Here is a 26,101-nt window from a genome sequence, read left to right as displayed (position 1 = left end):
ACACGCTGATTTATAATCACGAAAGAAAAAAGCACTGCTGCACACGGGTTCTCCATGCACAGCAGCGCTTGATTTATATGGGTATTTCCTATGCTTTTGGCAGTTCAAAGGAACTCTTCAACGATACAATCCGGTTGAATACGAGCTTATCATCTGTCGTATGCTTCGAATCGACATTGAAATAGCCATGACGGAAAAATTGATACTTGTCTTGTGGCTTGGTTTCTTTCATATTTGGCTCCACATAGCCTTGCAGCACTTCCAACGAATTCGGGTTAACGTTGTCGAGGAATGTGCCCTCTGCGTCTTCATCATCCATAATCAATGGCTCGTACAGACGGAATTCAGCAGGAACTGCATTGGTTGCATCCACCCAGTGGATCGTACCTTTTACCTTGCGACCTGTAAAACCGCTGCCGCTCTTCGTCTCAGGGTCATACGTGCAATGGATCTCGATCACGTTGCCATCTGCATCCTTCACGATGTCATTGCACTTAATGAAGTACGCGTGCTTCAGACGCACTTCATTTCCCGGGAACAGGCGGAAATACTTGCTCGGCGGGTTTTCCATGAAGTCATCCTGCTCAATGTAGATTTCGCGGGAGAACGGAATTTGACGATTGCCCATCTCTGGGTTCTCTGGATTGATCTCCGCTTCAAGCATCTCGACTTGTCCTTCCGGATAGTTCGTGATGACGACCTTCAACGGATTCAAAACAGCCATCGTACGTGGTGCCTTCAGCTTCAGGTCCTCACGGATGAAATACTCCAGCATTTTCTCGTCAACCGTGCTGTTAGCGCGCGCTACCCCTACTTCACGAGCGAATGTACGAATCGCTTCTGGTGTATAGCCGCGACGACGGAAGCCTGCGATGGTTGGCATGCGCGGGTCATCCCAGCCGTCTACTACATTCTCATCGACAAGCTGTTTCAGCTTGCGTTTACTCATAACGGTGTTGGTCAGGTTCAAGCGAGCAAATTCGTACTGGCGTGGTACCTTCTCCATTTCGCACTCGCGGACTACCCAGTCATACAACGGACGATGATCTTCGAATTCCAGTGAGCACAGGGAGTGTGTCACGCCCTCAATGGCATCCTCCAACGGATGAGCGAAGTCGTACATCGGATAGATGCACCATTTGTCTCCCGTGTTGTGATGCGTTGCATGGGAGATTCGATACAGAACCGGATCACGCATGTTGAAGTTCTGAGAAGCCATATCGATTTTCGCACGCAGCACCTTTTCTCCGTCCTTGAATTCCCCTTGGCGCATCCGTGCAAACAGATCCAGGTTTTCCTCCACAGATCGATTGCGGAACGGACTATCTGTGCCTGGCTCTGTCCATGTTCCACGCATTTTACGCATGTCTTCGGGAGACAGATCGTCTACGTAAGCCAAACCTTTTTTAATCAACAGCACCGCACGGTTGTACATCTCTTCAAAGTAATCAGATGCAAAAAACAACCCGTCCCATTCGAAGCCCAGCCATTGAACGTCCCTTTTGATGGCCTCTACGTATTCGATGTCTTCCTTTACCGGATTGGTATCGTCAAATCGAAGGTTGGCCTTGCCGGAAAATTCACGTGCCAACTCAAAGTTGAGGCAGATTGCTTTTGCATGTCCAATATGAAGATACCCGTTCGGTTCTGGGGGAAAGCGGGTAATGATTTCCTTTACTTTGCCCTCTTGCAAGTCATCAATCATGATATTGCGGATAAAATTGGATGCCGCTACCTTGTTTTCCAATGAAATCAACCTTTCACTTCACCTTTACATTCCATAATACTGATTCTCTACTCAGAGTTCAACAAAATCGGGTCGTTGACCGACCCGCTCACGTCTTCCATTGCTGCCTCGTTTGCCATTGTGACCTGCAATACAGATGAATGACAGAATCAATGGCTAAGCGCTGCTCCGTGATCCCACGAATCGTTTCGAGATGCTTCGGGGAAATCAGATGCAGCAAAGGCTGTTCAACATGATTGAAACGTTGGAATGCTTCCGCAGCAATCCGATCCCACTGCGGGTAATACCGAAGCAAGTCATCGGGCATTACGCGGGAGCGGTCCGTGTCGGACTCGGGCAAACAATCAAAAGGTTCATCCAGATTCAACGTCCCATAATCATCAGTCAACTCTTCACCCGGCAAAACATCCCGTGCAGCCAATTCCAGATCATACATGGTCGGCACACAATTCGCATGAAAGCTGTGGTTCACGTACCTTGCCTTATCCCAACAAAGAATGTACTTTCCGAACTGGTTCTTAAAGGAGTATTTTTGTACGTCCTGTTTTCGTAATGAGTCAAGTCTTTCCACAAATACAGGGTCCAATACCTGGTCCAAATTATCCTGTGCCCATACAATCGTTCCTTTTGGGATAAACTTTGTCGCAAACACACCGTACCCGATCTCATCGTTGATATAGCGCAATTCTGTATCGGGATGCATCATGGTCTTTGTTTCACTCCTTGGCGAATGTGCCTTTTTATCATCATAAGCAGTTTTGCCCCAGGAGGTGTGTGAATGTCTGCGAAAAACAACCTTCCCCATAACATTTCTCACTATTTTTCTGGATTAAAATATTTTTTCTTATTTACCACAAATGGTAAATAGTCTATATTATTGGCAAACGGAGTTTTAGGAACATTTTCCCACAACGATCGAATCAGTATATGTGTCAATTTTCTACTTCATCCATTGATATCGAAACGGCATACCCGGGGAAATCCGGCGACGCAAAGCTACAGGGGCTACCTCCGCAACAGCGGACACGCTTGCCAGCTACCGAAGTATTGATGTAGGACGAGACCAATGATCCTATATCATTGGTCTTTTTTTGCGCTCATAATGTCTATTTTTGTCTATTTTTGTATGTTTGTGTATTTTTAGTTTTTAAAGGAGGTGAGGCAACAGCGGATAGCCGGTTTAATGAATTATTATTCTATTCATCATGAAGGAGGTTTCATAGGAATGTCATTCTGGAAGAAACTCTCGACCGTCGCGCTGACTGCTGTCATCGGGCTATCAACGTTCTCTGGAGCACAAGCTGCTAACCGTCCAACATCGATGTCACCGAACGCAATGGTGACGACTCCTCACTATCTGGCTACGGCTGCGGCCCTGAAGACATTGGAAGACGGTGGAAATGCAGTAGATGCTGCAATTACAGCCGCTTCCACATTAGCTGTCGTCTATCCTCATTACACAACCATTGGCGGAGATAACTTCTGGCTCATCTACAATGCCAAAACAAAAGAGCTGAAGGCGCTGAACGGCAGTGGTCGTGCAGGCGAAAAAGCAACCATCGACTATTACAAAAACAAAGGCTACGAAAAAATCCCGTCCCGCGGTTATGAATCGGCAAACACTGTCCCTGGTGTCGTCTCCGGCTGGTGGGAGGCGTACAACTACGCCCATAAAAGCATGGGCAACAGTAAGCTTCAATGGAACAGACTGCTGGAGCCTGCCATTGGATACGCCCAGAACGGATATCCAGTCTCCCCCAACCAAGTATATTGGACGAAATACGCAACAGATCCAACTGACAATGACTTGAAGAATCTTCAACGTTTTGATGGATTCCGCAAAACATTCCTGAAGCCCAACGGCGATCCCTATGCAGCAGGCGAGATTCTCAAACAAAAGGATCTTGCCAATACTTTGCGAATCATTGCAAAAAAAGGTGCTGACGGTTTTTATAAAGGAGAAGTTGCTAAAAAAATCGTAGCAGACATGCAAGCCAACGGTGGATTGCTCACGTTGAAGGATTTTGAGAAGCACACCTCCACTTGGGCAGATCCAATTTCGGTAGACTACCGTGGTTATAAAGCGTACAACGTTCCGCCTAACTCCCAAGGCATGGCTTCGCTCTCTATTCTTAATGTTTTGAACAATTTTGACCTCAAGAGCATGGGTGAAGGAACACCCGATTACTATCACACGATTGTGGAAGCTACCAAACAATCTTTTGCTGACCGCGATAAATGGCTGACTGACCCTGCCTTTGTGGATATCCCTGTGGATGAGCTGTTGTCCAAGCAGCACGGGAAAGATTTAGCAGCGCGCATTGATATGAAACAAGCCGCCAAATCCGTAGAACCGCTTGATCCAAAAGGCGATACAACCTGGTTCGGGATCGTCGACAAGGATGGAAATGCAGTGTCCATCATTCAGAGTCACTATTTTGACTGGGGTTCCGGTATCGTAGCGAAAGATACGGGCATCCTTTTGCAAAACCGCGGAAGCTATTTCTCTTTGGATCCTAAACACATCAATCACTTGGAACCAGGAAAACGCACCTTCCACACAATTAACCCAGCTATGCTCTTTAAAGGGGACAAGCCTTATCTTCTCTACGGAACACAAGGGGGAGAAGGACAGCCGCAAACGCAAGCCGCTCTCGTCACGCGTATCATCGACTTTGGTTTCAGCGTGCAAGACGCAATCGAAGCGCCAAGATGGCTGCATGGACGCAACTGGGGATCTGCTTCCAACAATCTCAAGGTGGAAAGCCGCATCCCTCAAGAAGTCCTGGACGAGTTAATTAAACGTGGACATCCAGTCGAAAAGCTGGAAGCAGCCTATACCGATACGATGGGACAGTCCGGCGCAATCCTGATTGACCCGCAAACTAATGTAAAATTTGGCGGTGCTGACCCTCGCGGTGAAGGCGCAGCAATGGGATATTGATATTTTGTCAGACTGCTGAGTTAATCTCAGCAGTCTACCTTTATTATATTTCCTGGTGGTAGACAGCTTTTCACAAGGAAAGAAATATCTTAATCACGGATTAGGAGTGGAACAATCCTATGTTTTTGTTCAACAAACTCAGGAACAAAATGATCCTTTGGTTTCTCATCGTGGCCGTCATTCCACTTACTGCCGTTTCGGTGTTTATCACGAACAGCTTTTCATCCATTCTGATTGATAAACAAAAATCATCCTATGTTGACCTTACTTCCAGTACGGCCATAGCTATGGATCAATATCTGGACCGGCGTATGACAGAAATTCAGATTTTAGCCCGTACCTCAGATATTCAATCCGATGATGCAGCGGCAAAAAATGAATTCATCCGCAAGTTTACCGAGGAAATGAAACTGTATGACGGAAATACGTATATCGCAAGCGATGGAAAAGTAACGGCTGATACGTTCCCCAAAAGCGTTGGAATCAATCTAAGCGAGCGCCAATTCTTCAAAGACGGTATGCAGGACAAACCCAGCTTCTCCGATGTTCTTGTTGCGAAGACAACCGGCAATCGCTCCATCATCGTCGCTTCCCCTGTAAAAGCAAAAAACAATGAGAAGCTTGGTGTCTTGACGGGGCTCGTCAATGTAGATGACTTCACAGCTACATTTCTCAAGAATTTGAAAGTAGGCAACGATGGTTATCCGATTCTCGTTGATAACAAGAACCAGATTCAGTACCATCCTACCCAGGATCTGATCGGAAAACCGCTTGAGGAATCCTCTCTGCCGCAACCATTAATGGAAATCCTTAAATCAGGAAAAACAGAAAAGGGCTCATACAGCTACTCGGACAATGGCGAGGAATACGTAGTCACCTATTCCCCCATTCCCAAGACCAACTTTGGTTTGTATCTGCATATCCCTGTCGAATCCATAACGTCTGCGGTTTCCTCCGTTACCACCATGGTTACGATCATTGTCATCGTTGTTGTTGCTGTCGTGATCGCAATCGCATACGCTGTTTCCCGGCAAATCTCACGCCCTATTGCGGCAGTTGCCTCTGTGGCTAACCGCATTTCCGAGGGTGAACTGACTGTACAACCCTTGCAAATTCGAACCAAGGATGAGGTTGGACAGCTATCCCAATCAGTAAACACAATGGTGCTCAACCTGCGAACAATTATTCAACAAGTAAATGATACAGCTTCAGATCTTGCTTCTTCAGCAGAGGAATTGTCGGTCAACGCCGACCATACGAGCAAGGCTACCGAGCAAATCGCAATAACGATTCAGGAAGTAGCTTATGGTGCGGAAAAGCAAGTGAAGAGTGTAGAGGAAAGTGTCACCGCCATTCAAGGCGTATCAACAGGGGCTCAGCAGGTTGCCACGAATGCACAGCAAGCTGCCGAATCGGCTTTGGACGCTTCCCAAATTGCAGTGGAAGGCAATCAGGCCCTTCAGGTCGTTATCAGCCAGATGCAATCGATCGAGAACACTGTCGGTAACATTGCTGATATCGTCAAACGATTAGGAAACAGCTCGCAGGAAATCGGACAAATCGTACAAGTCATCACCGCCATAGCTGAACAAACAAATCTGTTAGCGCTTAACGCAGCTATTGAAGCGGCGAGAGCTGGTGAACAGGGGCGCGGATTCGCCGTTGTGGCAGACGAAGTGCGCAAATTGGCTGAACAGTCCGCGCAATCCGCGCAACAGATCAAACTGTTGATTACGACGATTCAGCTCGAATCAAACCAGGCTGTCCTTTCGATGGAACAGGGCACCAAAGAGGTCGCCACTGGACTTACGGTTGTTAACAATGCAGGCAAGTCCTTCGAACAGATCCAAGATGCTGTCACGCAGGTGGCAAGCCAAATTCAAGAAGTAAAGGCTTATTCTGAGCAAATGTCTTTTGGCACCAAACAGGTGGTAGAATTGGTCAGTGTCATTGAAGGAGTAGCGGAGAATTCTGCTGACGGAACACAAAGCGTGTCGGCCGCTACAGAAGAACAGCTGGCAGCTATGGAAGAAGTCAATTCATCAGCTACTTCTCTGGCAAAAATAGCCGAAGAACTGCAATCGCATGTAAGCAAATTCAAGATATAGTCCAAACAACGAAAACATGGAAAGCCGCCTGGCATGTTGCCCGGCGGCTCTTTCCTGCTTGCGCTTACACAAACTCCCACATCCGGTCAGGATGGTTCGTGCAAATTTGAACCTGAGGATGCCACGAAATGACTTCGCGGATATGCTTCGGATCATCCAGCGTCCACGCGATGACTTTGAAGCCTTTTTCGATCGCGGCTACAGTTAGCTCACGAGTCAGGAACGGATATCCCATGGAGAGAATCGTAGCACCTGCTGCCTCCATCTGTTCCAGCATGAGTACAGGGCGGCCATATACAATCAGGCCTGTCTCTACTTCTTGATCGAGCGTGCGGACGTGACGGATCAAATCATGGTCAAATGAAGTCACATGCACCGCTTGCTTCATCTCATGCTTTTCCAAAAGCGCGAGCACCTTTTCTGCGATACCAGGGTATATGTCACTTGTTGCTTTCAACTCGATATTTAGCGTGCAGCGACCTTTTACTGCGACCAGGACTTCCTCTAGTGTAGGGATTCGCTCGCCCGCAAATTTGTCGCCAAACCAGCTCCCTGCATCCAGCTCACGCAGCTCCGCCAAGGTATGATTCATGACCAGACCGCGGCCATTGGTCGTGCGTTCCAGCGTAAAGTCATGAATCAGCACCGGAACACCGTCACGCGTCAGTTGAACATCAATTTCCATTGCTTTGATAGCTGGCTCTGCCAAAGCCAGTCGAATCGCTGTCATTGTATTCTCCGGGGCTTTGCCTGACCACCCGCGATGTGCCATACAAATGTTCATTTCGCCAGCTCCTCTATCGCTTCGATTCTGTTATTTTTTCAAAAGCTTGCTGCCTTTTTCCGTCGCCGCCTGCATCGCTTCATCTACAGTCGCTTGGCCGAGCATCGCACGCTGTAGTTCTTTTTGAATCACATCCTGCAATTCTTTGTAGCCTGGAGCCATTGGACGAGGATAGCCGTATTGCAGTTGCTCTACTGCGACCTTGAAGTTTGGATCTTTTTCGTAGAATGCCTTCATTTCAGCCGAATCAATTGCTTCTGTCGTGACAGGCATATAACCGGAAGCGATTGACCACGGAACTGTTTGCTTGGTATCCGTCATCCACTTCATGAACTCCCACGCTGCTTTTTTCTCCGCATCGGTCGACTTCGCCAGCATCACGAGATTCGCACCGCCCGTTGGCGTACCAAACGTTTTATTGGCTGGCAAGAAAGCTGCACCCATGTCAAATTTGGCATTTTTCTTCAATTCCGTCAAGGAACCTGTCGAGGTAAAAATCATGCCCACTTTTTGATTCAGGAAGTCTTGCTCTGCTACATCCCACGCATTGTAGTTCTCTCCTGGAGGGTTTTTCATGATGCCTTCCTTCACCATTTTGGACCAGAGCTCAAGCGGTGCTTTTCCTGCTTCGTTGTTGATCGTCAGCTCCTTGCCGTTCTCGCTCAGGATGTTGCCCCCGCCTTGGAAAACAAGCGCTTCGTAGAACCAGATATCAACAGGTGTCGAGAAGCCGTACCGGGTAATTTTGTCTCCTTCTTTTTTGCTCAGCTTTTGAGAAAAGCTGACGAGCTCATCCCATGTTTTCGGACCGTTTGAATCAAGTCCTGCTTCCTTTAACATATCACGGTTGATGTACAGCAGTGGAGTGGAGCGGTTAAATGGTACTGCGTACAGTTTGTCATTCCAATAAGAGTTTTTCATAAGACCAGGAATGTACTTCTTCTCATCCCCTTGCGAGTAGGGTGTCAAATCTTCCAAAACCTTTGCATCCGCAAATGCTGCGATCGAAGCGATCTCGACCATCGTGACATCTGGATTGTTACTCGCTGCTACAGATGCCAGAACTTTGGAGTGGTTCTCTTGATACGCACCTTGGTAGGTTGGTTTGACGATAATATCTTTATGTGTTTCATTGAATTTTTTGACCATATCCTCAATTGTTTTCCCACGAACGCCACCCAACGCATACCAGAAATCAATTTGGACAGGGCCGCTGGTTGCTGTAGACGCTGCTGGCTGAGAAGTGCTACCTGTACTTGTAGACTGTTCTTTACCAGATGATCCGCATCCAGCCAATACTCCTGACAAACCGATAGTCAATGCACATAGAATCGTACCAGTCTTTTTCATTGAAAACATGGTTTGATTTCCTCCCTAAGAGCTCTCTTTTATTATTTGGATTGATAGATGAACGCTTTGATAATATGCCGTTGTGCCACGAAGAAAATGACGAGAATCGGTAGAATGAGAATCATGTTGCCCGCCATCATGACGTTCCACAATGTGCCGCCGTCGGACATGTGCAAGCTGGATATTCCGATCGGCAAGGTGCGCACCTCGTCACTGTTGGTCATAATCAGCGGCCAGAAATAGTCGTTCCAGTGGTAAATAAAGCTGAATAGTCCAAAAGTGACTAGCACAGGTTTCGCCATCGGCACCATGATCGTCCACATGATCTTCCATTCGGACGCATTATCCAGGCGTGCTGCCTCGATCACTTCATCGGGCACCTGCATGAATGCTTGCCTGAGCAGGAAGATTCCGAATGCACTAGCTGCGTACGGCAGGATGAGCGACCATAGTGTGTTGACGAGTCCCCAGCCACTCAATTGCACGTAAATCGGCAAAAAGATGACTTGTCCGGGAATCATCAAGACAATCAAGACAAGACCAAACAACAGATTGCGACCGGGAAACTTGTAACGTGCGAAAGCGTAAGCCGCAGGCACCGCCGTTAAAAATTGGAGGATCAAAATGCCTACCGCAACCAGAATACTGTTCCACGTATACATAAGGAACGGACCTGATTCCCACGCTTGGGCGAAGTTGCTCCACTCCCACGTCTCAGGCAAAAGCGTCGGGGGAAATTGCCGGACCTCTGGCATCGTTTTGAAAGCCGTCGATGCCATCCACAGAAACGGGAAAACAAACAGGAAAGCCACGATCAAAAGCCCAATCCATTCCACGGTCTTGCGTGAAGCCAAAACCACTCGATACATGCTGCTCCTCCTTTCATCACGAGTTCATCAACGATAATGCACGCGCTTGGACATCACCAGAAAATGCACAGCTGTTAAAATCCCTACCAGTATCAGCAAAATGACAGAGGCAGCCGAAGCAATCCCGCCATTGTAGAAGTCCATGCCCTGCTCGTAAATGTAGTAGACAAGCATGTTCGTACTATTGATTGGACCACCCTGCGTCATAATGGCAATCGTGTCAAACGCTTGAAAGGATGAGATCGTATTGATAATGAGCAAAAAGAAAATCGTCGGCGACAGCATCGGTATCGTAATCCGTCTCAGCGTCCGCCACCACGGCGATTGATCGAGCGCTGCTGCCTCGTATATATCGCCCGGAATGCTTTGCAAGCCTGCGATGAAAATGAGCGTGTTATAGCCGACACCTTTCCAAATGCTGACGATAATCAGTGACAACAAGGAGCTTTTTGGGTCAGTCAGCCACGTATACGCAGGCAATCCGACCGCTTCCAGTCCTGCGTTCAACAGGCCAAACTGAGGGTCCATCAGCCACATCCACAGCATCGAGACAGATACCAACGAAATGATGTGAGGACTGAAAACAGTCGCCTGAATAATGCCGTACACCTTTGCCTTTTTGTTCAGCCAGAGTGCGAGCAGGAAGGATAGCGTCAGGCCGATCCCCACTGTCGCAATGGTAAAGACCGCGGTATTTCCCAATACTTGATGAAAATCTCCGTCTACCATCAAGTCCTGATAGTTTTGCAAGCCTACCCATTCCATTTGCTCCAAATTGATCAATGACCAGTCCTGAAAGCTCAAATAAATGATCGAGCCAATCGGGTAAAAGAAGAACAGGATAAAACAAATCAATGCGGGTGCCAGATACAAGTACGGACGTAGTCGGGATGCGAGCTCAGACCATGCAAATGCCGACGGACGCACTTCTGTTTTCGACTGCCTTACACCCGGCAACTCCTGTACAGTTGCCGCTTTTCGCATCAGCTATCCCCTCCTGCACGTGCCGATACAGGCTCTCGTCCGCTCATGCGACCCACTCGTTTTCCGTTCCCTTTTTCAAACACATATATGTACTCCCACGGTACAGTGACGGTGACCGAGGAGCCGACCTGCATCGCTACCTCCGAGTCCGCTTTAACGATGACCCTGCCTTTTTCCGTCTCTACATGCAGGAGCGTGTCTGAGCCAAGAATTTCTCTGGATACGACCTGACCTCGTGCGTTCCACATCTCTTCGCTCGTAATGGCAGATACAGCAGAAGGCAACAACACTGCTTTTTCCGGGCGGAATCCCCATACGTGCTCGCTCTTGCCCTCCGCTGAAACAATGTTCATCGGCGGAGAACCGATAAATTGGGCAACAAACAGATTTTCCGGCTCCTGATACAAATCCATCGGGGTCGCTACTTGCATAATGTGTCCGTCATTCATGACGACGATCTGATCGCCCATGGTCATCGCCTCTACCTGATCATGTGTCACGTAGATGAAGGTGCTGCCGAGCTGCTTGTGCAGACTGGTCAATTCCACACGCATCTGATTTCGCAGCTTCGCATCGAGATTAGAGAGCGGTTCGTCCATCAGGAAGACCTTTGGTTTTTTCACCATAGCCCTAGCGAGTGCAACACGTTGCCTTTGGCCACCGGAGAGCTGAGAAGGCTTGCGTTTGAGATAATCGGATAGCCCGACGATTTCCGCGATCTCCTCTACCAGCACCTGACATTCCTTTTTCGATGTTCCACGGTTTCTCAAGCCATAGGCGATATTGTCATACACGTTCATTGTTGGGTAGAGGGCGTAATTTTGAAAAACCATCGCAATATCACGCTTGCCAGGTGGCAATTGGTTCACCGTTTGATCACCGATTATGATTTTGCCGTCCGTCACTGTTTCCAAGCCAGCGATCATCCTGAGTGTGGTTGATTTCCCACAGCCGGACGGACCTACCAGAACCGTAAAGGAGCCGTCTGGAATGACCAAATCCAATCCTTTGACCACGCTTTGATTCTGAAAGGCTTTCGTTACCTGCTCCAACACCACACGTGCCATCTGTTTTTATTTCCCTCCTTGTGCTTTTGCGGCCAGCATTTCCGTAACAAATGTCTCGAAATCGGCGTAGCGGTAATCTGGAGAAGCGTAGAGCCATTTCTCTTGTCCGTACCACTCCAGCACGACAGATTGCACACCCGCTCCTACCGCAGCCAGTACATCGTAGCGACTGTCACCGATCATCATGGCTTGCTCGGGACTTTTACCTACTGCCCCCAAAGCTTTTTGTACAGGCTCAGCCGACGGCTTGCCTCGTGATACATCATCGACGGTGACGATGGCCTCAAACAGATGCTCAATCCCTGCCATCTCCAGACCAGCCAATGTAAACTCTCGTTGCTTGTTCGTGACGATCGCCATCGTAAAGCCCGCCGCCTTCAGCTTTTCCAGCCCTTCGCGAACAAACGGAAACAGTTTGACGTGTTCTTCATGATGCTCCCGTACATAGGCGAAGTATCTCTGCAGCACTTCTTTTTTGTCAGGGACACCTGCTGCTGTAGCAACTGCCGCCAAAAAATCATCAAATGATTCGCCAAAACGCGCAAGAAGCTCTTCCCTGCTAAAATGTCCCGGTGCGTACTGCTCAGCCGTAAAAGCAACGGCATCCACGACCGCATCCCGACTGTCCAGCAAGGTCCCGTCCAAATCAAATAACAACGCTTGAATCAAGGTTCTTACACTCCTTCCACAGCAGGGGACTTCCGACTGAAACAGCAGTCGCTCCATGCTTTAATACTTCCTCCATCTGTTCCCGCTTGCGAATCAGCCCGCCAGAAATGATCGGGGTATCGATCACACTTCTGAATTCTTCGATAAACTCCGGCAGCAAACCAGGCATCAGCTCAACAGCGTCAGGCTGTGTTTCCTGCAAGGAGGTTAGGCCTGATTTAATCGAGTCGCTATCAACCAAAAACAAACGCTGAATCGTCAGCAGGCCTTGCTTTTTCGCCAGCTTGACCAGTGTGTTGCGCGTAGTGACGATCCCGTCTGGCTTGACGTAATGCGCCAGAAATGCGATGCCTTCCCGGTCATGACTGATTCCGCCAATCCGCTCCAAATGAAGAAATACAGGGATATTTTTCGACTTGAAATAATCCACGTAGCCTTTGATCACACCAATGTTGCCAATCGAGAGTACCGCAGCACTCAAATTTGCCTCTGCCGCTTTTTCCAGGTGCTTCGCTTCTTTTACGGAAGCGATCAGCTTGTACTGTGCCAGTCTTGCATGAAATTGTTCCTGGTTCACTCGCTTTAAGCCTCCTTATGCCCAAGACAAAAAACCCTGCGACATGACAATACCAAAGAACTCTCGATGAAAGTGCTTGGAAAGGCTGTCGGGGGTTTCTCCATGGCTCCAACCGAAGGGATGTGTTCACTTGTTACTTTGAATACTACTGTACGAGCGTTAAGGAATCTTGAAGCGAATGTTAATAAACGGAAAAGTTCATGTAAGGATGGAATTGACGGAATGGAAGAGTGGATGTATGATCCATCTATATTCAAATAATCAAATATTCGAAAATACGAAAAGAAGGGTTGCAATCATGAAGTGGGCACCAAGATTCGAAGGCTACGATCTCGTTTCCTTTCGAAAAGACTGTGTATCAGGGTTAATCGTCGGCATTATCGCGATACCATTGGGGATGGCATTTGCTATCGCCTCCGGAGTAAAGCCTGAATACGGGATTTACACGACCATTATCGCCGGCATATTGATTTCTCTCTTTGGCGGTTCCCGCTACCAAATCGGAGGACCTACTGGCGCTTTTATCCCGATATTATTTGCAATCGTCATGCAATACGGTTATGCAGACTTGCTCCTCGCTGGATTTATGGCAGGGATTCTCCTTGTTCTCATGGGGATTCTACGGCTGGGCGGGCTGATCAAATTCATTCCGCGCCCTGTCATCATCGGATTCACTTCGGGGATTGCCGTTATCATTTTCTCAGGTCAAATTGCCAACTTTCTCGGTCTGGAGCAGTTGCAAAGACATGAGGATTTTTTGTCCAACATGAGGGAAATCGTCCTTCATCTGAACACGATTAATCTATACAGCGTAGCCATTGCGATTTTGAGTCTCGCCCTTATTTTGGTGACTCCCCGATTCTTCCGTAGCATACCGGCCTCTCTCGTTGGACTCGTAGTCGCTAGTGTCGTTTCCGTCCTCTTTTTGGAAGGAAAGGTAGCGACGATTGGCTCTACCTTTGGAGAGATACCGAGTACATTACCCGGCTTTCATTTTCCTGAAATCACATGGGAACGTGTCCAAAAGTTACTGAGTCCAGCCCTGATCATTGCTATACTAGGAGCGATAGAGTCTTTATTGTCAGCTGTCGTCGCCGATGGAATGACACGCAGTCGCCACAACAGCAACCGGGAATTAATCGGCCAAGGAATCGCCAACATCGCGACTCCGTTATTTGGGGGAATTCCGGCTACTGGCGCGATTGCGAGAACAGCCACTAACATTCGAACCGGGGCAACCTCCCCCATGTCTGGCATCATTCATGGTCTGGTTGTTTTGCTGATCCTCGTGCTGTTCGCCCCTTACGCCTCGCATATTCCGTTGGCGAGTATGGCGCCGATCTTGATGCTGGTTGCCTGGAATATGAGTGAGCGCAAGGAATTTGCCCACATGCTAAAAGCGAAGACGAGCGATTCTCTTGTGCTGGTGCTCACCTTCCTTTTGACCGTTTTCACCAATTTAACCGTCGCTATTGAAGTGGGGTTGGTGCTGTCTATCCTGTTATTTGTCAAACGAACGCGCGATAGCTTGCGGGTAGCTCAGGTGCTGCCTGATCCCTCTTCCAAGAACGACAAGGTCATGCCGCATATGGTTACCGAGGGGCACGATTGCCCGCAAATCAGCATCTACACGATTGAGGGTCCACTGTTTTTCGGGGATGCCGACTTGTTTGAAAGCTCCCTCATGCAAACCCTTCAGCGACATCCAAAGGTATTGCTGCTGCGGATGGGAAAAGTCCCCCTGATGGACATGACCGGGGAAGCGAATTTGTCCCGGATTGTGAAACAATGTATGGACCAAGGGACAACAGTCCTTATTTCCGGAATCCAATCTGGCCCCAAGAAAATCTTGCAGCGTACGGGGCTATATGGCCTCATAGGCGAAGCTCACTTTTTCACTCATACTGGAGACGCGATAGCGTATGCCCTCAGTCTACTGGATACCGGGAAGTGCCTCGGATGCAAGCATTTTGCCTTCCGCGAATGCGCGCGCCTGTCCGCTCCTACTGAAACTTCCACATGATGTTACGATCGGAGGAACCTATCATTGAATTTGGAACTACAACAATTTAAAGCGAATTTTTTCAAGGCGTTGGGACATCCCCTGCGGATTCGAATTCTGGAGCTGCTGGCGGAAGGTGATAAGAATGTAAACGAGCTTCAGACACTCATTGGGAGTGAAGGCTCCGCTGTTTCCCAACAGCTCGCCATTTTGCGGAACAATAATATCGTGTACGGAACGAAGGACGGAAACAAAGTCACCTACTCGCTGCGTGATCCGATGATCATCGAGCTATTGAGTGTGGCCAGACAAATTTTTAACAATCATCTGATTGATACGATCTCTATGCTGGATCGGTTTAACGAGGAATAATCTCTTGGGTCAACATAGGGGAGGAGAAGAAAAAGCACAGTTTTCTTCTCCTCTGACACGCCCGCAAGGGGGATTCACTGACCGTCTACACTGCAAAAAGGGGACCGTCGAGCCAAAGCCACCCTACGGGCGGAAGTTTCTCAAGGAAGAAGTGTTCGACAAGCGGGTCCCCTTTTTGCAGTTCCGACTGGGTAGGCGTTGTCAAGGTCTACGAGCTCTGTGCTTTTTCTTCTCGCCAGCTTTGTTGGTTCATCGATGCCTTTTAAAACTTAACCGCTATTACAAAAAAGCCCAGGACCTCCAAAACGTCCTGGGCTTACCTATTGTTACTGGGAAACGGCAATGACTGCATCCAGTGCGATCAACGCTTCTGCTTCAATGGCTTTTGCCATCACATCGGTATGCGGGTTATACGATTCGAGCAGGTCTGCATCTGCATACCCGTCGATTGCCAAAATGGAGCCTGCCTTCATACCGCGAAGCGCCGCAATCACGAAGAGAGCGGTGTTTTCCATCTCGACTGCCAAAACGCCAGCTTTTTGGTACAGCTTGTGCGGGAACTCCAACACTCCACTGTAGAAGACATCGAGTGTCAGCGTGATTCCTTCAAATACCTTCAAGTCTGATGCGTTTGCTCCTGCTGCTTGTACAAGCGCGTCCACGACATGGCGATTGGCAACAGCCGGGAAGCCCGCCGGAACCAACTGACTGGTCAAGCCGTCTTGGCGAACCGCTGCGGAGCTGATGACGAGGCTGCCTGTCTCGATTTCTTTTTGGTATGACCCGGCAGTTCCTACGCGAATGATGACCTGAACGTCGCCCTTCGCCAGCTCCTCGAAGCATACCGCTGCTCCAGGTGCGCCTACCCCATGACTCACTACCGCTACCTCGACGCCTTTCCAAGTACCCGCATAGCTGTGATACTCGCGGTTTTCCCCAATTTGGCGCTGATCGTCGAGTTTCGAAGCAATCAAGGCTGCACGTTTTGGATCACCGCACACAATGACGCGCTTTGGCAGTTGTTCTGGATCTACCTTTAGATTCGTCAACATCTCAATCGAACTCCTTTTTCTCCCACTCATCCTCTGGTATCGGCAACGCTTCACCGGAGAACCGCTCTTCGCGGAACGGGTCTGCGATCAGGTGAAATCCATTTTGCTCCCAGAAGCCGGGCTTGTTTTCCGTCATAAATTCAATTCCTCTGATCCACTTCACGCTTTTCCAGAAATACAGATGAGGAACAACCAGGCGAAGCGGCCAGCCGTGCTTGTCCGTCAGTCGCTCTCCATCAAAGGAGTGAGCCAGCAGCACATCATCACGCTCCAGATCAGCGAGCGGCACATTGGCAGTATAGTCGTGATCACCGTGCAGCATGACGAAGTTCGCTCGCGGAGTCACACCAATCGCCTGCAAAAAATCACGAAAACGCACGCCTGTAAACGCATTGTCAAAACGGGACCAGCGCGTCACGCAGTGAATGTCGCTCGTCACTGTCACCTGTGGCATCGCCATGATCTCTTCGTAGGAGAGTGTCACTTCCCGGTCTACCTCTCCAAAAACGCGCAGTGTCCATTCGTTCATGTCATACACCGGCACGTCTCCCTCATGCAAAATGGGAAAGCGCTCTGTCAGGATTTGTCCTGGCGGAAGTCGTCTGGCGAGACCCGGTCCCACTGGGGCGGGTACTTTCATTTTTTTGATCCGATCTGCCTTGTTCATATCGCATTTCCCCCTGTCTACGCTGTCTATATGGCCTGTGTTTAACGGGTGCTCTGCTGATTGTCACTGCCGATCTGACTCTTGTTCTTCAAGAAGAACATCGCCGCAATCGTCAGCACGTATGGCAGCATGGCCGTAAATTGCGTCGGAAGCGAAAAGCCCTGCAAACGAATACTAAGGGCATCCATCAAACCGAACAAAAAGCTCGAAGCCAAAATACCGAGTGGATGCGACTGCCCCATCATCATCGCTACCAATGCGATAAAGCCCCGGCCAGCCGTCATACCTTCTGTAAACATCGTGACTTGCCCCAGTGAAAGCTGCGCCCCTGCAATCCCGCACAATGCGCCACTCATCACAATCGCCAGCACCTGAAGTCCCGTCACTTTCAGACCGAGACTGCGCGCCGCAACGGGATTCAGACCAACTGCGAGGACGCGGAAGCCCGTAACCGTCCGATAAAAGAACACATACAACAGAATGGCAGCCAAAAAGGCAAAATACACGAGCGGCGAATGACCAGAGACAATGCCTCCGATGACCGGAATATCGTGAATGAAAGGAATCTCGACGGTTGGCAAGCCAGCCATATCCTTATCGTAAAACGCTCCTTTGACACCGAAGATCGCCCGCAGTGCAAATGTCGTCAACCCGAGCGCGAGAAAGTTAATCGCCACACCGACGACGATTTCATTCGCCCTAAGCTTGATCGTCATGTACGCGAACAAGAGCGAAAAGACAATGCTGACCAGCGCAGCAATCAAAACAGCCAGAATCAGATTCCCGGTAAAATGATTGCCGACAATCGCGGAAAAGGCACCGACCAGTACCAAGCCCTCCAGGCCTACATTAAAAATTCCGACACGTGCGCAGAGCGCTCCACCCAAAGCTGCCAACAAGATCGGCGTGACCATCCGAATGGTAGAACTGAGGAGGGACCAATCAAAGAGCTCCATGCGATTCCCCTCCTTTTGCCTTCCGCTTTTTCCACCAGTCGTAGCTGAACTTGGCAGAGATGAACAAAATCAATACGGCTTGTATAACACTTGCCAACTCCAACGGCACATCCGTATTGCGCTCTACACCCATGGCTCCTGTCTGAAAAGCAGCAAGCAGGATCGAAGTCACAATGATGCCAAGCGGGTGCGAGTTCGCAAGCAGCGCTGCCATCAGGCCCGTCCAGGCGAACCCAGGTACACTCAGGGCACCGTCAACAAAACGATAGTGCGCCCCCATTACCTCAACGGTTCCCGCCAAGCCAGCCAGTCCACCACTGGCAAACATCCCGGTCAGCATCACCCGAATGCGATTAATTCCTCCGTATTGAGCAAACAGCGAGTTTTGACCCAGCATCTTCACTTCATAGCCAAAAGGCGTAAACCGAAGTACCCAGAACAACAGCAGCGCTGCAACGATCGCAAACAAAAACCCTACATGCACGCTCATCCCGGCAAACAGCTTCGGAAGCCAAGCGCTTTTCTCCAGCATAACGGTCTGTGCCAGTGCCGCAGAACCCGACCGATCCCGGAACGGCTCTGTCACGAGATAGCTCGCAAACAATACCGCGATGTAGTTAAAGAGCAACGTAGAGATGAGCAACGGAATGCGAAAACGGGCTTCCATAAAACCTGGCAACAACGCCCAGAACCCTCCGACTGCCATTCCTGCAAAAATACCCGCCACAATTTTGATCATTCCCGGTGCTGGCAAGTAAATCGCGACTAACGCAGCACTGACGGCACCCAGCACCATTTGCCCTTCCGCCCCCAGGTTGAATACCCCTGCCCGAAATGCGAGGGAAAGACCCAGGGCAATCAGCATGATAGGCGTAGCTCTCGCTAATGTAGACGTAAAGAAATAAAAACTGCCAAAGGCCCCTTTCCACATTTCCTGGTAGGTGCCCAAGATCGATTCGCCAACTGCAGCAATGACCAGCGCCCCGGTCAACAAACCGATGACGACAGCCAATAACGGCTGAACCAATGACTTAGATAGCTCTTTGATTGCTGCCATGAATGCTTCCTCCCGCCATGATCACGCTGATTTTTTCTTCGGTTGCCTCCAGGCGTGAAAGCTCTCCAGCGATTCGCCCTTTATACATGACCAAAATCCTGTCAGACAAGGCGAGAATTTCGGACAGCTCGGAGGAGACTAGCAAGATCCCGTCTCCCTGATTGCGCTTTTCGATCAGCGCCTGATGGATGTACTCCATGGCACCGATATCTACCCCTCGCGTAGGCTCAGCCGCAATCAAAAACGGGGTTTCATGTCCCAGCTCCCTTGCTACGATCAGCTTTTGCAAGTTTCCACCTGACAGATTCCCTGCCAGCTCCTGCAATTGTCGGGAGCCTGTCTTGATGGCAAACTGCTCAACCCAGCCTTTTACGACTTGGCGGAATTTCTCCCGCAAAACAACGCCGCGACGGTTGTAAGCAGGCTTTCGCTGATAGCCCATCAACGCATTTTCCTCGACGCTTGAGAGTTTGGCCGTTCCCCACAGGTAGCGATCCTCCGGAATATGCGCCAAGCCGGCATCCCGAATGGTGGCAACTGATTTGTTCGTCACGTCGTTGCCGCCTAACCGCACCTTTCCCTCCTGTGCCGCTCGCAAGCCGCTGATCGCTTGCAGCAGCTCGGATTGACCATTCCCGGAAACACCTGCGATTCCTACGATTTCCCCGTGGTGCACGGTAAAGCTGACTTGATCAAGCAGTGTCTGCTTTTCTCGAACCGTGAGATTCTCCACCTGCAACAAAGGGCCTTTATCCAGAGGAACTCGCTCAGCTAGCTCCTGCAATTCACGTCCGACCATCAGTCTGGCTAAATCGTCCGCATTGGTTTCTGTACGGGATACCGTTCCCGTCACTTTGCCTCCGCGCAGTACCGTAATACGATCAGCTACCTCCATGACCTCCTGCAACTTATGTGTAATCAAAATGACGCTCTTGCCGCTCTCGGCCAGGTTTCGAATCGTTTGCAGCAGGTCGCGTACCTCCAGTGGGGTAAGTACAGCGGTCGGCTCGTCCAGCACGATAATATCCGCTCCCTGATACAGTACCTTCAGAATCTCGACCCGTTGCTGTTCCCCAATCGAGCAATTCGCTACCTTGGCCTGCGGCTGAATCGGAATGCGATACTGCTCACTAAGAGCCCGCACCTTGTCCTCCGCGTCATTTCTTTTGAAAAAACCCGCTTGATTCGGCTCGTATCCGATCACGATATTTTCAGTCACACTGAATTCTCCGAAGAGCATAAAGTGCTGGTGAACCATCCCGATTCCATTTCGAATCGCGTCCTCTGGTCCGCGAAAAACAACTGGCTTGCCGTTTAACACGATCTCTCCCGACGTCGGCTGCTCCATCCCGTACAGCATCCGCATCAGTGTCGTTTTGCCCGCTCCATTTTCCCCGACAATCGCGTGGACTTCTCCTGCTGCCAGTGAGAACGACACCTTGTCGTTGGCGGTAAAATCTCCGTACTTCTTGGTCATGGCCCTCATTTCCAAGCGATCGGTCATTCCCACTCCCTCATTTCTGTACGTCCTTTTATGAAAATGGAAGACCGACTACACAGCCGTAGTCGGTCACATCCATCACTGTGCACAAGCTATAAATAAACGTTCAAAAAGTTGGCTTTTCAGCACCGAGCTACCTTTTTAGAACTGGTCTGGTACTTTGCGAGTGCCAGCTACAATCTCATCGCTGATCGCTTTCACTTTATCCACCACTTCTTGTCCAATAAAAGCGTTCAGTGGCGTTTTGCTTTCGTGCGTGACATAGGTTACGCCAACACCTTTTTCTTTCAAGCCGTACGCCACAACACCTGGTTTGAACGTTCCTTCTACAAAGTTCTTCACCGTTTCATAAGCTGCCGCGTCGGTCCCTTTCAATTGGGACAGAACAATATGCTCTGGATCAATCGTGGTACGGTCAACGTCCTGACCTGCTGTGAAGAAGCCTTTTTCCTTCGCTGCTTCGAAAACGCCGAGGTCTCCTACTGCTGCTGCACCGTTAATGAAGTCAGCGCCTTTGGAAGCTTGGAGCAAAGCCAATTCCTTCGCTTTTGCCGGGTCAGTGAAGCTACCTACATAGTTGACCATCAGCTCTGCTTTTGGATTCGTCGCTTTCAAGCCCTCTTCGAAGCCAACTGTCCATTTTTTCAACTGTGGAATATCAAGAGCGACAACCATACCTACTTTGTTCGTTTTCGTTGCCAGACCTGCTGCTGCTCCCACCAGGTAAGCCGCTTCCTGCTCGCGGAAGGTAACACTACGAACGTTTGGCAAATCCACTACAGTATCAATAATCGCAAAATTACGGTCAGGATTTTCGGTAGCTACTTTTTTCAATGCATCCTCTGATGTAAAGGAAGAAGTGATGATCAAATCATAATTTTCTGCAACAGCCACGCGCAGATTCTCTTCAATCGCTCCATGGTCCGTAGATTCAATCGTTTTCACTTCTGCGCCCAGCTCTTGTGCGGCTTTCTTCGCACCCTCATCCATTTGTTGGAAGAACGGATTCACACCGATTTTCTCAGGCAAAATCAAGGCAATTCTCTTTTTGGCCGCGCCCTCTTGTCCCGCTGCTTGTCCTCCTGGCTGATCTGCAGGTGCGCTTGTGCCAGTCGAGCACCCTGTTGCCAATACTGCGAATGTCGTTAATGCCAGCAATAACTTCTTCATGATGTATCTCTCCCTATCCGAACTTTACGTTTTTCTTTATCCTATTAGGTAATGTACGGCTTTTTACCCAATTTTTCAATACTATTTACGAATATTATCTTATAAAATAAATTTATCGTTCGTTTATTACCTCCTTTTGTTTACAAATACAACAAAAAAACTCTTCCCGGAGGAAGAGTTTGCGTACGTAGCCGTTCTCTTCCTCATCTGTCAAAACCATGGTACAGGTTTTGCAGGAATTGGCACCTTTCTGTTCATGCATAGACATGATCAGTGGTTGCCGGGCATCATCGGGCCAGTCCCTCCGCCGCTCTAGATAAGGTAGGTGAATATATTTAGTTACAATGGAATTCATTCTAGCAGAACGGTTCAAAAATGCAATTCTTTTTTCTCAATTCCAAACACTTCTAAAAGTGAATCGAAGTTGAAGTTTAAAAAGTCGTCTTTTCAGCACCGAGAAATTGGCGAGAACCTGAAGAAGGAGGAGCGGAGTGTAGGAGACCTACATGAGCACCGGACTTCGAAGGTGAACGTCAATTTCGATGCCGAATCAGCTTTCAGAACTACTTCGTGATCAAAATACGACTTTTTAAACAATCTTTAACTAATTTACGTGAAAGGTTTGCTGGAGACGATGAGACAACGTATTCAGCTCGCCCAGCTCTTCCGTAATTTCACGCACTTTTTGATGCTGGTTTTCTGCTGTCGCAAACAGCTCTTCTAAGTTGGCTACGGATTCCTCGGTTACGGCTGTAATAGTCGACATCTCGATGGCAACTTCTCCGGAACGCACTTTTACCCGGTCCATGCTGGAGCTTACTTGATCAGCTGCTTCCAAGAAGGCCATCATCCCGGCACGCACTGCTTCAATGGAGGCCACTGTTTTCACGGCCAGCTCTTGGCCTTTTGCAACAGACGTTTCTCCATTGCTCATATGCTGCACCGCATTCTCACTTTCCTGATGGAGAGATTTCAGAATGTCGGTAATTTCCTGCGTAGCTGTCGCGCTTTGTTCCGCTAGCTTGCGTACCTCATCCGCTACAACAGCAAATCCACGTCCATGCTCGCCTGCACGCGCCGATTCAATCGCCGCATTCAGCGCCAAGAGATTCGTTTGTGTCGCGATCTGATTAATAGCGCCAACAATTTCTTCTACGCGATTCGCCTGTCGATTGAGCTGGTGAATCGTAGAGGCTGCTACATTGACTGCCTGCACAATTTGCTCCATCTGCGAGGACAGCTCATTCATCATCTGAACGCTTTCTGTCAGACGACGGTTGTTTTGTTGCGATTCCGATTTCATGGCGTTGGTCTGTGTTGTGACTTCCTCGATTTCCTGGTCGATGGATTGAACCTCTTCTTCGATTTTCACCGTAGAATTCGCCTGCGATTCCATACCTGTGGCGACTTCCTTGAAGGCTACCATCATTTCATCTGTATTGCGCTTCGTACCTTCCGCATGCTCATGCACATGATCGCTTGTACGATCCAGCTGCTCCGTCATTTGCTGGATGTTCAAAAGCATTTCTCCCAGACGGCGCTCTTTCTCTTCCGCTTCCTGCCTTGCGTCATCAGCTTTTCGCAAGGAGGTTTGTCCGGCGAGACACAGATACGTGACGGCTCCCATCATCATGAGAATCGTGACAATACGCATAAGCAAATTGAGCTCCGAAAAATCACCCTCGAAAATCTCGTAGGTCCCTGTGTAAAACCCAATAACCGTGACAATGATTTGGGTAATTCCCGCTGTTACGACTAGCTTCCAATCCAAATAGGCTGCCAAAAAGCCCATGACGATAAAGGCGAGGAAGGTAACCTCCTGGTAATCGGTAAAGTGATCGAAGGAAATAGCATAAAACATAAGTCCGATTGCAACCAGATAACGAATCACATGACTATCTTTGCGAATGAAATAATACGGCGAAACAATTAGAGTGACCAGCAATCCCAAGGACGTCACTTTCCAGAAGTTCACATCCACTTGGTAGGCAATGAGTCCCGCCATCCACAAATGATTCCATAGGATGAAAATCATAAAGCCTTCTTTGTCAGTCAAGGTATTGCGAATCAATTGAATCATAATTGCCCCCCTTTTCCATATTTACTTATGTATCGGATTCTTTCCCCATTATATAGCCAAACCTTTGCCAAATTTGTGAAAAAAGTAAGAACAGCCAAAAACAATTTCGAATAGGCTATTACACAACTCTTACGTACAGGAGGCAAACGGAGAAAAGTGGAACTCAATCAATTGCCAGCTACTGTGCTGACACGAACGATTAGCCGTCCGAACACCACGATTTACTATCCACAATTGGCAGGCCTAGCCAACCAACAAGCGGAAAAAGATATCAACCGGGCGATTTATCAAACAGTTCAAGGCTTAATTCACGAGCAACAACGGGTCCAGGTACCGGGAAATACAGAAATGCAAGGAAGCTACGAAATCAAGACAAACGAACGCGGTATTTTCAGTGTCGTGCTGAGCAACTACGCCTACACACCACAAATGGCTCACGGCATGACCTTCCTCGGGTCGATCACCGCAGATATCCAAACAGGCAAGCTGTATACGCTGCGTGAATTATTCAAGCCAGGAAGCGATTACGTGAAGGTGATTTCCGAAAACATCAAGCGTCAAATCAAAGAAAGAAGCATCCCCACACTCAATGGCTTTACTTCGATTAAACCCGATCAAGATTATTACCTCGCCGATAAAGCGCTGGTCATCTACTTCCAGTTGTACGAAATTACACCTTACTACGTCGGTTTCCCCATGTTCCCCATTTCGGTCTATGAACTGGAGCCGCTCATCAATGAAAAAGGACCATTGAGTATCTTGTCCGCAGATTAATCCTCCACCGTATTTTCCACCCAGGTGAGTGTCTTCTTCCATGACACTCGCCTGATTTTATTTGTGTCAGAAAATCCATTATTTCGCCATCGAATAAACGTTTACTTATATGCCCGAAACTGCTAGTATGTTATTGTACATATTTACTTAAGCAATAAAGTGTACGATATATCGGACCAGCTTTCCTGGAGGTATATACTCATGCAATATTATGGTCATCGAATTAGCCAAACCGCAAGAATATTCAGTAAATCATTAAATGGGACTATGTCTCCCATGGGATTATACAGTTCGCAATGGGGTATTATCCTTTGCTTGCATTATCGTGAATCGCTCACCCAGGTTCAATTGAGCAACTACCTGAATGTGGAAGCGCCGACGATTACCCGGACACTCACCCGATTGGAAGAGATGGGCTGGATTATTCGCTCAGAGGGTGATGACAAGCGTGAGCGCTATGTGTCCTTGTCTCCGCAAGCAGTCGAACGGTTCCCGGAATGGCTGGAAGCTGCCAAAGAGCAAGAGGAACTGGCACTCCGCGGCCTTGACGAAGCAGAACTCGCTATCTTTAACCGTGTATTGAAGAAAATGAACGATAATATGCAGCCTTCTTAACAAGTAAAAAATGACTTCGCCCAAGAGCAGTTTGGTGAAGTCATTTTTTGTTAGCCATTTTTCCTTGTGCTATGGATGATGGTGTTGAGCTCTTGTTCCAATTGAATCAGTTCAAGCTGTATCTGTTGCTTTTGCAATAGTTTTTTCTGTTGCAGCACTTGTTTTTTCAACTCATTAGATTCTTTATCATTTGCCTCTTTCGCTGTAGAAGTATCCTGGTCCGGTTCCACCTGTCCAGTCGAGCCTATAGCAGTGAGGAAGGCACCCAGAAGTGCGATCCACCCGCCTACCGCTACCAGCTCATTCGCCAGATTTTTGTCGATCATCCTTCTTCCCTCCATTCTTGGTTGGCTTCTCCTGCAAATTCTTCTTTATATCTTGCATACTGTCTCGTAATTGAGCCATTTGCTGTTCAATTCGTTTGAATTGCCTATCATCATCGTTATCATTGTCATTGCCATTCTTATTCTTCCCATTGGCTTTCTTGTTCGATTGGATCAGCGGTTGCGCCGAAGTCGCATTTCCGCAAGCAGGCTTTTGACTTAATTTCGTTGTTTTATCAATGGCGAGTATGACAAAGCCAATCGAAATAATCCAAAGTGCTATTACAGCGGTATCGTCATCATCACAAAAAAACATAGATACCTCCATGCCAACAAAAGGTCGTGGTTTGATTATTGGCCCTTCTATACAATACGCTTCTGCCTAGTTCCTCGTGACATCGGGATCATTACTTTCCTGATGTTGTTCTGTCAT

24 protein-coding genes and 2 riboswitches are annotated in these 26,101 nt (G+C 48.6%); of the genes, 6 read left to right on the top strand and 18 right to left on the bottom strand.

The window, feature by feature from the left end; genetic code table 11:
• Positions 1–88: 88 nt before the first annotated feature.
• Positions 89–1,756, bottom strand: a complete 1,668-nt coding sequence (locus ACFVS2_RS24875) for a glutamine--tRNA ligase/YqeY domain fusion protein (RefSeq protein ID WP_217367747.1) — start codon at positions 1,754–1,756, stop codon at positions 89–91.
• Between the two features lie 79 nt (positions 1,757–1,835).
• Positions 1,836–2,453 (bottom strand): SET domain-containing protein, encoded by a 618-nt coding sequence (locus ACFVS2_RS24870; RefSeq protein ID WP_173619784.1) that lies wholly within the window; start codon positions 2,451–2,453, stop codon positions 1,836–1,838.
• 249 nt (positions 2,454–2,702) lie between these two features.
• A riboswitch (cyclic di-GMP riboswitch) is annotated at positions 2,703–2,791 on the top strand.
• Between the two features lie 181 nt (positions 2,792–2,972).
• Between ACFVS2_RS24870 and ggt the strand changes: the two genes are divergently transcribed.
• Together ggt and ACFVS2_RS24860 are read left to right on the top strand one after the other, a co-directional pair.
• Positions 2,973–4,691 (top strand): gamma-glutamyltransferase, encoded by a 1,719-nt coding sequence (gene ggt, locus ACFVS2_RS24865; RefSeq protein ID WP_390238689.1) that lies wholly within the window; start codon positions 2,973–2,975, stop codon positions 4,689–4,691.
• A gap of 119 nt (positions 4,692–4,810) precedes the next feature.
• Entirely contained in the window at positions 4,811–6,799 is a 1,989-nt protein-coding gene (locus ACFVS2_RS24860; protein ID WP_390238686.1) for a methyl-accepting chemotaxis protein, read from the top strand.
• A 64-nt stretch (positions 6,800–6,863) separates the two neighbouring features.
• Here ACFVS2_RS24860 and ACFVS2_RS24855 read toward each other — a convergent pair whose 3' ends face one another.
• The 7 genes from ACFVS2_RS24855 to ACFVS2_RS24825 are packed head-to-tail and all read right to left on the bottom strand — an operon-like array spanning position 6,864 to position 13,099.
• A complete protein-coding gene (locus ACFVS2_RS24855) occupies positions 6,864–7,583 on the bottom strand; it encodes a glycerophosphodiester phosphodiesterase (protein ID WP_390238684.1) in 720 nt (239 codons plus the stop codon).
• 30 nt (positions 7,584–7,613) lie between these two features.
• Positions 7,614–8,942, bottom strand: a complete 1,329-nt coding sequence (locus ACFVS2_RS24850; protein ID WP_390238681.1) for an ABC transporter substrate-binding protein — start codon at positions 8,940–8,942, stop codon at positions 7,614–7,616.
• Positions 8,943–8,974: 32 nt separating this feature from the next.
• Positions 8,975–9,802, bottom strand: a complete 828-nt coding sequence (locus ACFVS2_RS24845; RefSeq protein ID WP_007720517.1) for a carbohydrate ABC transporter permease — start codon at positions 9,800–9,802, stop codon at positions 8,975–8,977.
• A gap of 27 nt (positions 9,803–9,829) precedes the next feature.
• A complete protein-coding gene (locus tag ACFVS2_RS24840) occupies positions 9,830–10,786 on the bottom strand; it encodes a carbohydrate ABC transporter permease (protein WP_390238678.1) in 957 nt (318 codons plus the stop codon).
• Positions 10,786–11,853 carry an ABC transporter ATP-binding protein gene (locus ACFVS2_RS24835; protein WP_390238675.1) on the bottom strand — a complete coding sequence of 356 codons (1,068 nt, stop codon included), beginning with the start codon at positions 11,851–11,853 and terminating at the stop codon, positions 10,786–10,788. The genes ACFVS2_RS24840 and ACFVS2_RS24835 overlap by 1 nt, the downstream gene beginning before the upstream one ends.
• Before the next feature lie 6 nt (positions 11,854–11,859).
• Positions 11,860–12,522: an HAD family hydrolase gene (locus ACFVS2_RS24830; protein WP_390238672.1), complete on the bottom strand. Its 663-nt coding sequence runs from the start codon at positions 12,520–12,522 to the stop codon at positions 11,860–11,862.
• Complete coding sequence (locus tag ACFVS2_RS24825; RefSeq protein WP_007720024.1) at positions 12,500–13,099, bottom strand: glycerol-3-phosphate responsive antiterminator; 600 nt, start codon at positions 13,097–13,099, stop codon at positions 12,500–12,502. The genes ACFVS2_RS24830 and ACFVS2_RS24825 overlap by 23 nt, the downstream gene beginning before the upstream one ends.
• A 298-nt stretch (positions 13,100–13,397) precedes the next feature.
• Here ACFVS2_RS24825 and ACFVS2_RS24820 point away from each other — a divergent pair, with 298 nt between their 5' ends.
• Complete coding sequence (locus ACFVS2_RS24820; protein WP_390238668.1) at positions 13,398–15,122, top strand: SulP family inorganic anion transporter; 1,725 nt, start codon at positions 13,398–13,400, stop codon at positions 15,120–15,122.
• A 24-nt stretch (positions 15,123–15,146) separates the two neighbouring features.
• Entirely contained in the window at positions 15,147–15,473 is a 327-nt protein-coding gene (locus tag ACFVS2_RS24815; protein WP_005827573.1) for an ArsR/SmtB family transcription factor, read from the top strand.
• 326 nt (positions 15,474–15,799) lie between these two features.
• On the opposite strand, the gene ACFVS2_RS24810 is transcribed toward ACFVS2_RS24815, so the two are convergent.
• The 7 genes from ACFVS2_RS24810 to ACFVS2_RS24780 form a co-directional block, all read right to left on the bottom strand.
• Positions 15,800–16,525 carry a nucleoside phosphorylase gene (locus ACFVS2_RS24810; protein WP_390238664.1) on the bottom strand — a complete coding sequence of 242 codons (726 nt, stop codon included), beginning with the start codon at positions 16,523–16,525 and terminating at the stop codon, positions 15,800–15,802.
• 1 nt (position 16,526) lies between these two features.
• Positions 16,527–17,192 carry a sulfite oxidase-like oxidoreductase gene (locus ACFVS2_RS24805; protein WP_173623282.1) on the bottom strand — a complete coding sequence of 222 codons (666 nt, stop codon included), beginning with the start codon at positions 17,190–17,192 and terminating at the stop codon, positions 16,527–16,529.
• A 41-nt stretch (positions 17,193–17,233) separates the two neighbouring features.
• Positions 17,234–18,148, bottom strand: coding sequence for an ABC transporter permease (locus ACFVS2_RS24800; protein WP_173619796.1), 915 nt, complete (start codon positions 18,146–18,148; stop codon positions 17,234–17,236).
• Positions 18,135–19,205 carry an ABC transporter permease gene (locus tag ACFVS2_RS24795; protein ID WP_390238661.1) on the bottom strand — a complete coding sequence of 357 codons (1,071 nt, stop codon included), beginning with the start codon at positions 19,203–19,205 and terminating at the stop codon, positions 18,135–18,137. Before ACFVS2_RS24795 ends, ACFVS2_RS24800 begins: the two co-directional genes overlap by 14 nt.
• Positions 19,180–20,709: an ABC transporter ATP-binding protein gene (locus tag ACFVS2_RS24790; RefSeq protein WP_390238659.1), complete on the bottom strand. Its 1,530-nt coding sequence runs from the start codon at positions 20,707–20,709 to the stop codon at positions 19,180–19,182. Before ACFVS2_RS24790 ends, ACFVS2_RS24795 begins: the two co-directional genes overlap by 26 nt.
• A 138-nt stretch (positions 20,710–20,847) precedes the next feature.
• Positions 20,848–21,876, bottom strand: a complete 1,029-nt coding sequence (locus tag ACFVS2_RS24785) for a BMP family lipoprotein (RefSeq protein WP_390238656.1) — start codon at positions 21,874–21,876, stop codon at positions 20,848–20,850.
• Positions 21,877–22,076: 200 nt separating this feature from the next.
• Positions 22,077–22,199, bottom strand: a riboswitch (SAM riboswitch).
• A 281-nt stretch (positions 22,200–22,480) separates the two neighbouring features.
• Positions 22,481–23,956: a methyl-accepting chemotaxis protein gene (locus ACFVS2_RS24780; protein ID WP_390238653.1), complete on the bottom strand. Its 1,476-nt coding sequence runs from the start codon at positions 23,954–23,956 to the stop codon at positions 22,481–22,483.
• 156 nt (positions 23,957–24,112) lie between these two features.
• Here ACFVS2_RS24780 and ACFVS2_RS24775 point away from each other — a divergent pair, with 156 nt between their 5' ends.
• Both ACFVS2_RS24775 and ACFVS2_RS24770 read left to right on the top strand, forming a co-directional pair.
• A complete protein-coding gene (locus ACFVS2_RS24775; protein WP_017252478.1) occupies positions 24,113–24,730 on the top strand; it encodes a DUF3298 and DUF4163 domain-containing protein in 618 nt (205 codons plus the stop codon).
• A gap of 201 nt (positions 24,731–24,931) precedes the next feature.
• Positions 24,932–25,345 (top strand): MarR family winged helix-turn-helix transcriptional regulator, encoded by a 414-nt coding sequence (locus ACFVS2_RS24770; protein WP_390238649.1) that lies wholly within the window; start codon positions 24,932–24,934, stop codon positions 25,343–25,345.
• A 50-nt stretch (positions 25,346–25,395) separates the two neighbouring features.
• Here ACFVS2_RS24770 and ACFVS2_RS24765 read toward each other — a convergent pair whose 3' ends face one another.
• Together ACFVS2_RS24765 and ACFVS2_RS24760 are read right to left on the bottom strand one after the other, a co-directional pair.
• Positions 25,396–25,671: a hypothetical protein gene (locus ACFVS2_RS24765; protein ID WP_390238646.1), complete on the bottom strand. Its 276-nt coding sequence runs from the start codon at positions 25,669–25,671 to the stop codon at positions 25,396–25,398.
• Positions 25,646–25,984, bottom strand: coding sequence for a hypothetical protein (locus tag ACFVS2_RS24760; RefSeq protein ID WP_390238644.1), 339 nt, complete (start codon positions 25,982–25,984; stop codon positions 25,646–25,648). Before ACFVS2_RS24760 ends, ACFVS2_RS24765 begins: the two co-directional genes overlap by 26 nt.
• Between the last annotated feature and the right edge of the window lie 117 nt (positions 25,985–26,101).

It is taken from the genome of Brevibacillus sp. NPDC058079 (assembly GCF_042885155.1).
Lineage (GTDB): Bacteria > Bacillota > Bacilli > Brevibacillales > Brevibacillaceae > Brevibacillus.
The sequence above is the reverse complement of the archived record's forward strand: the minus strand, read 5'-3'. Positions and strand labels throughout refer to the sequence as shown.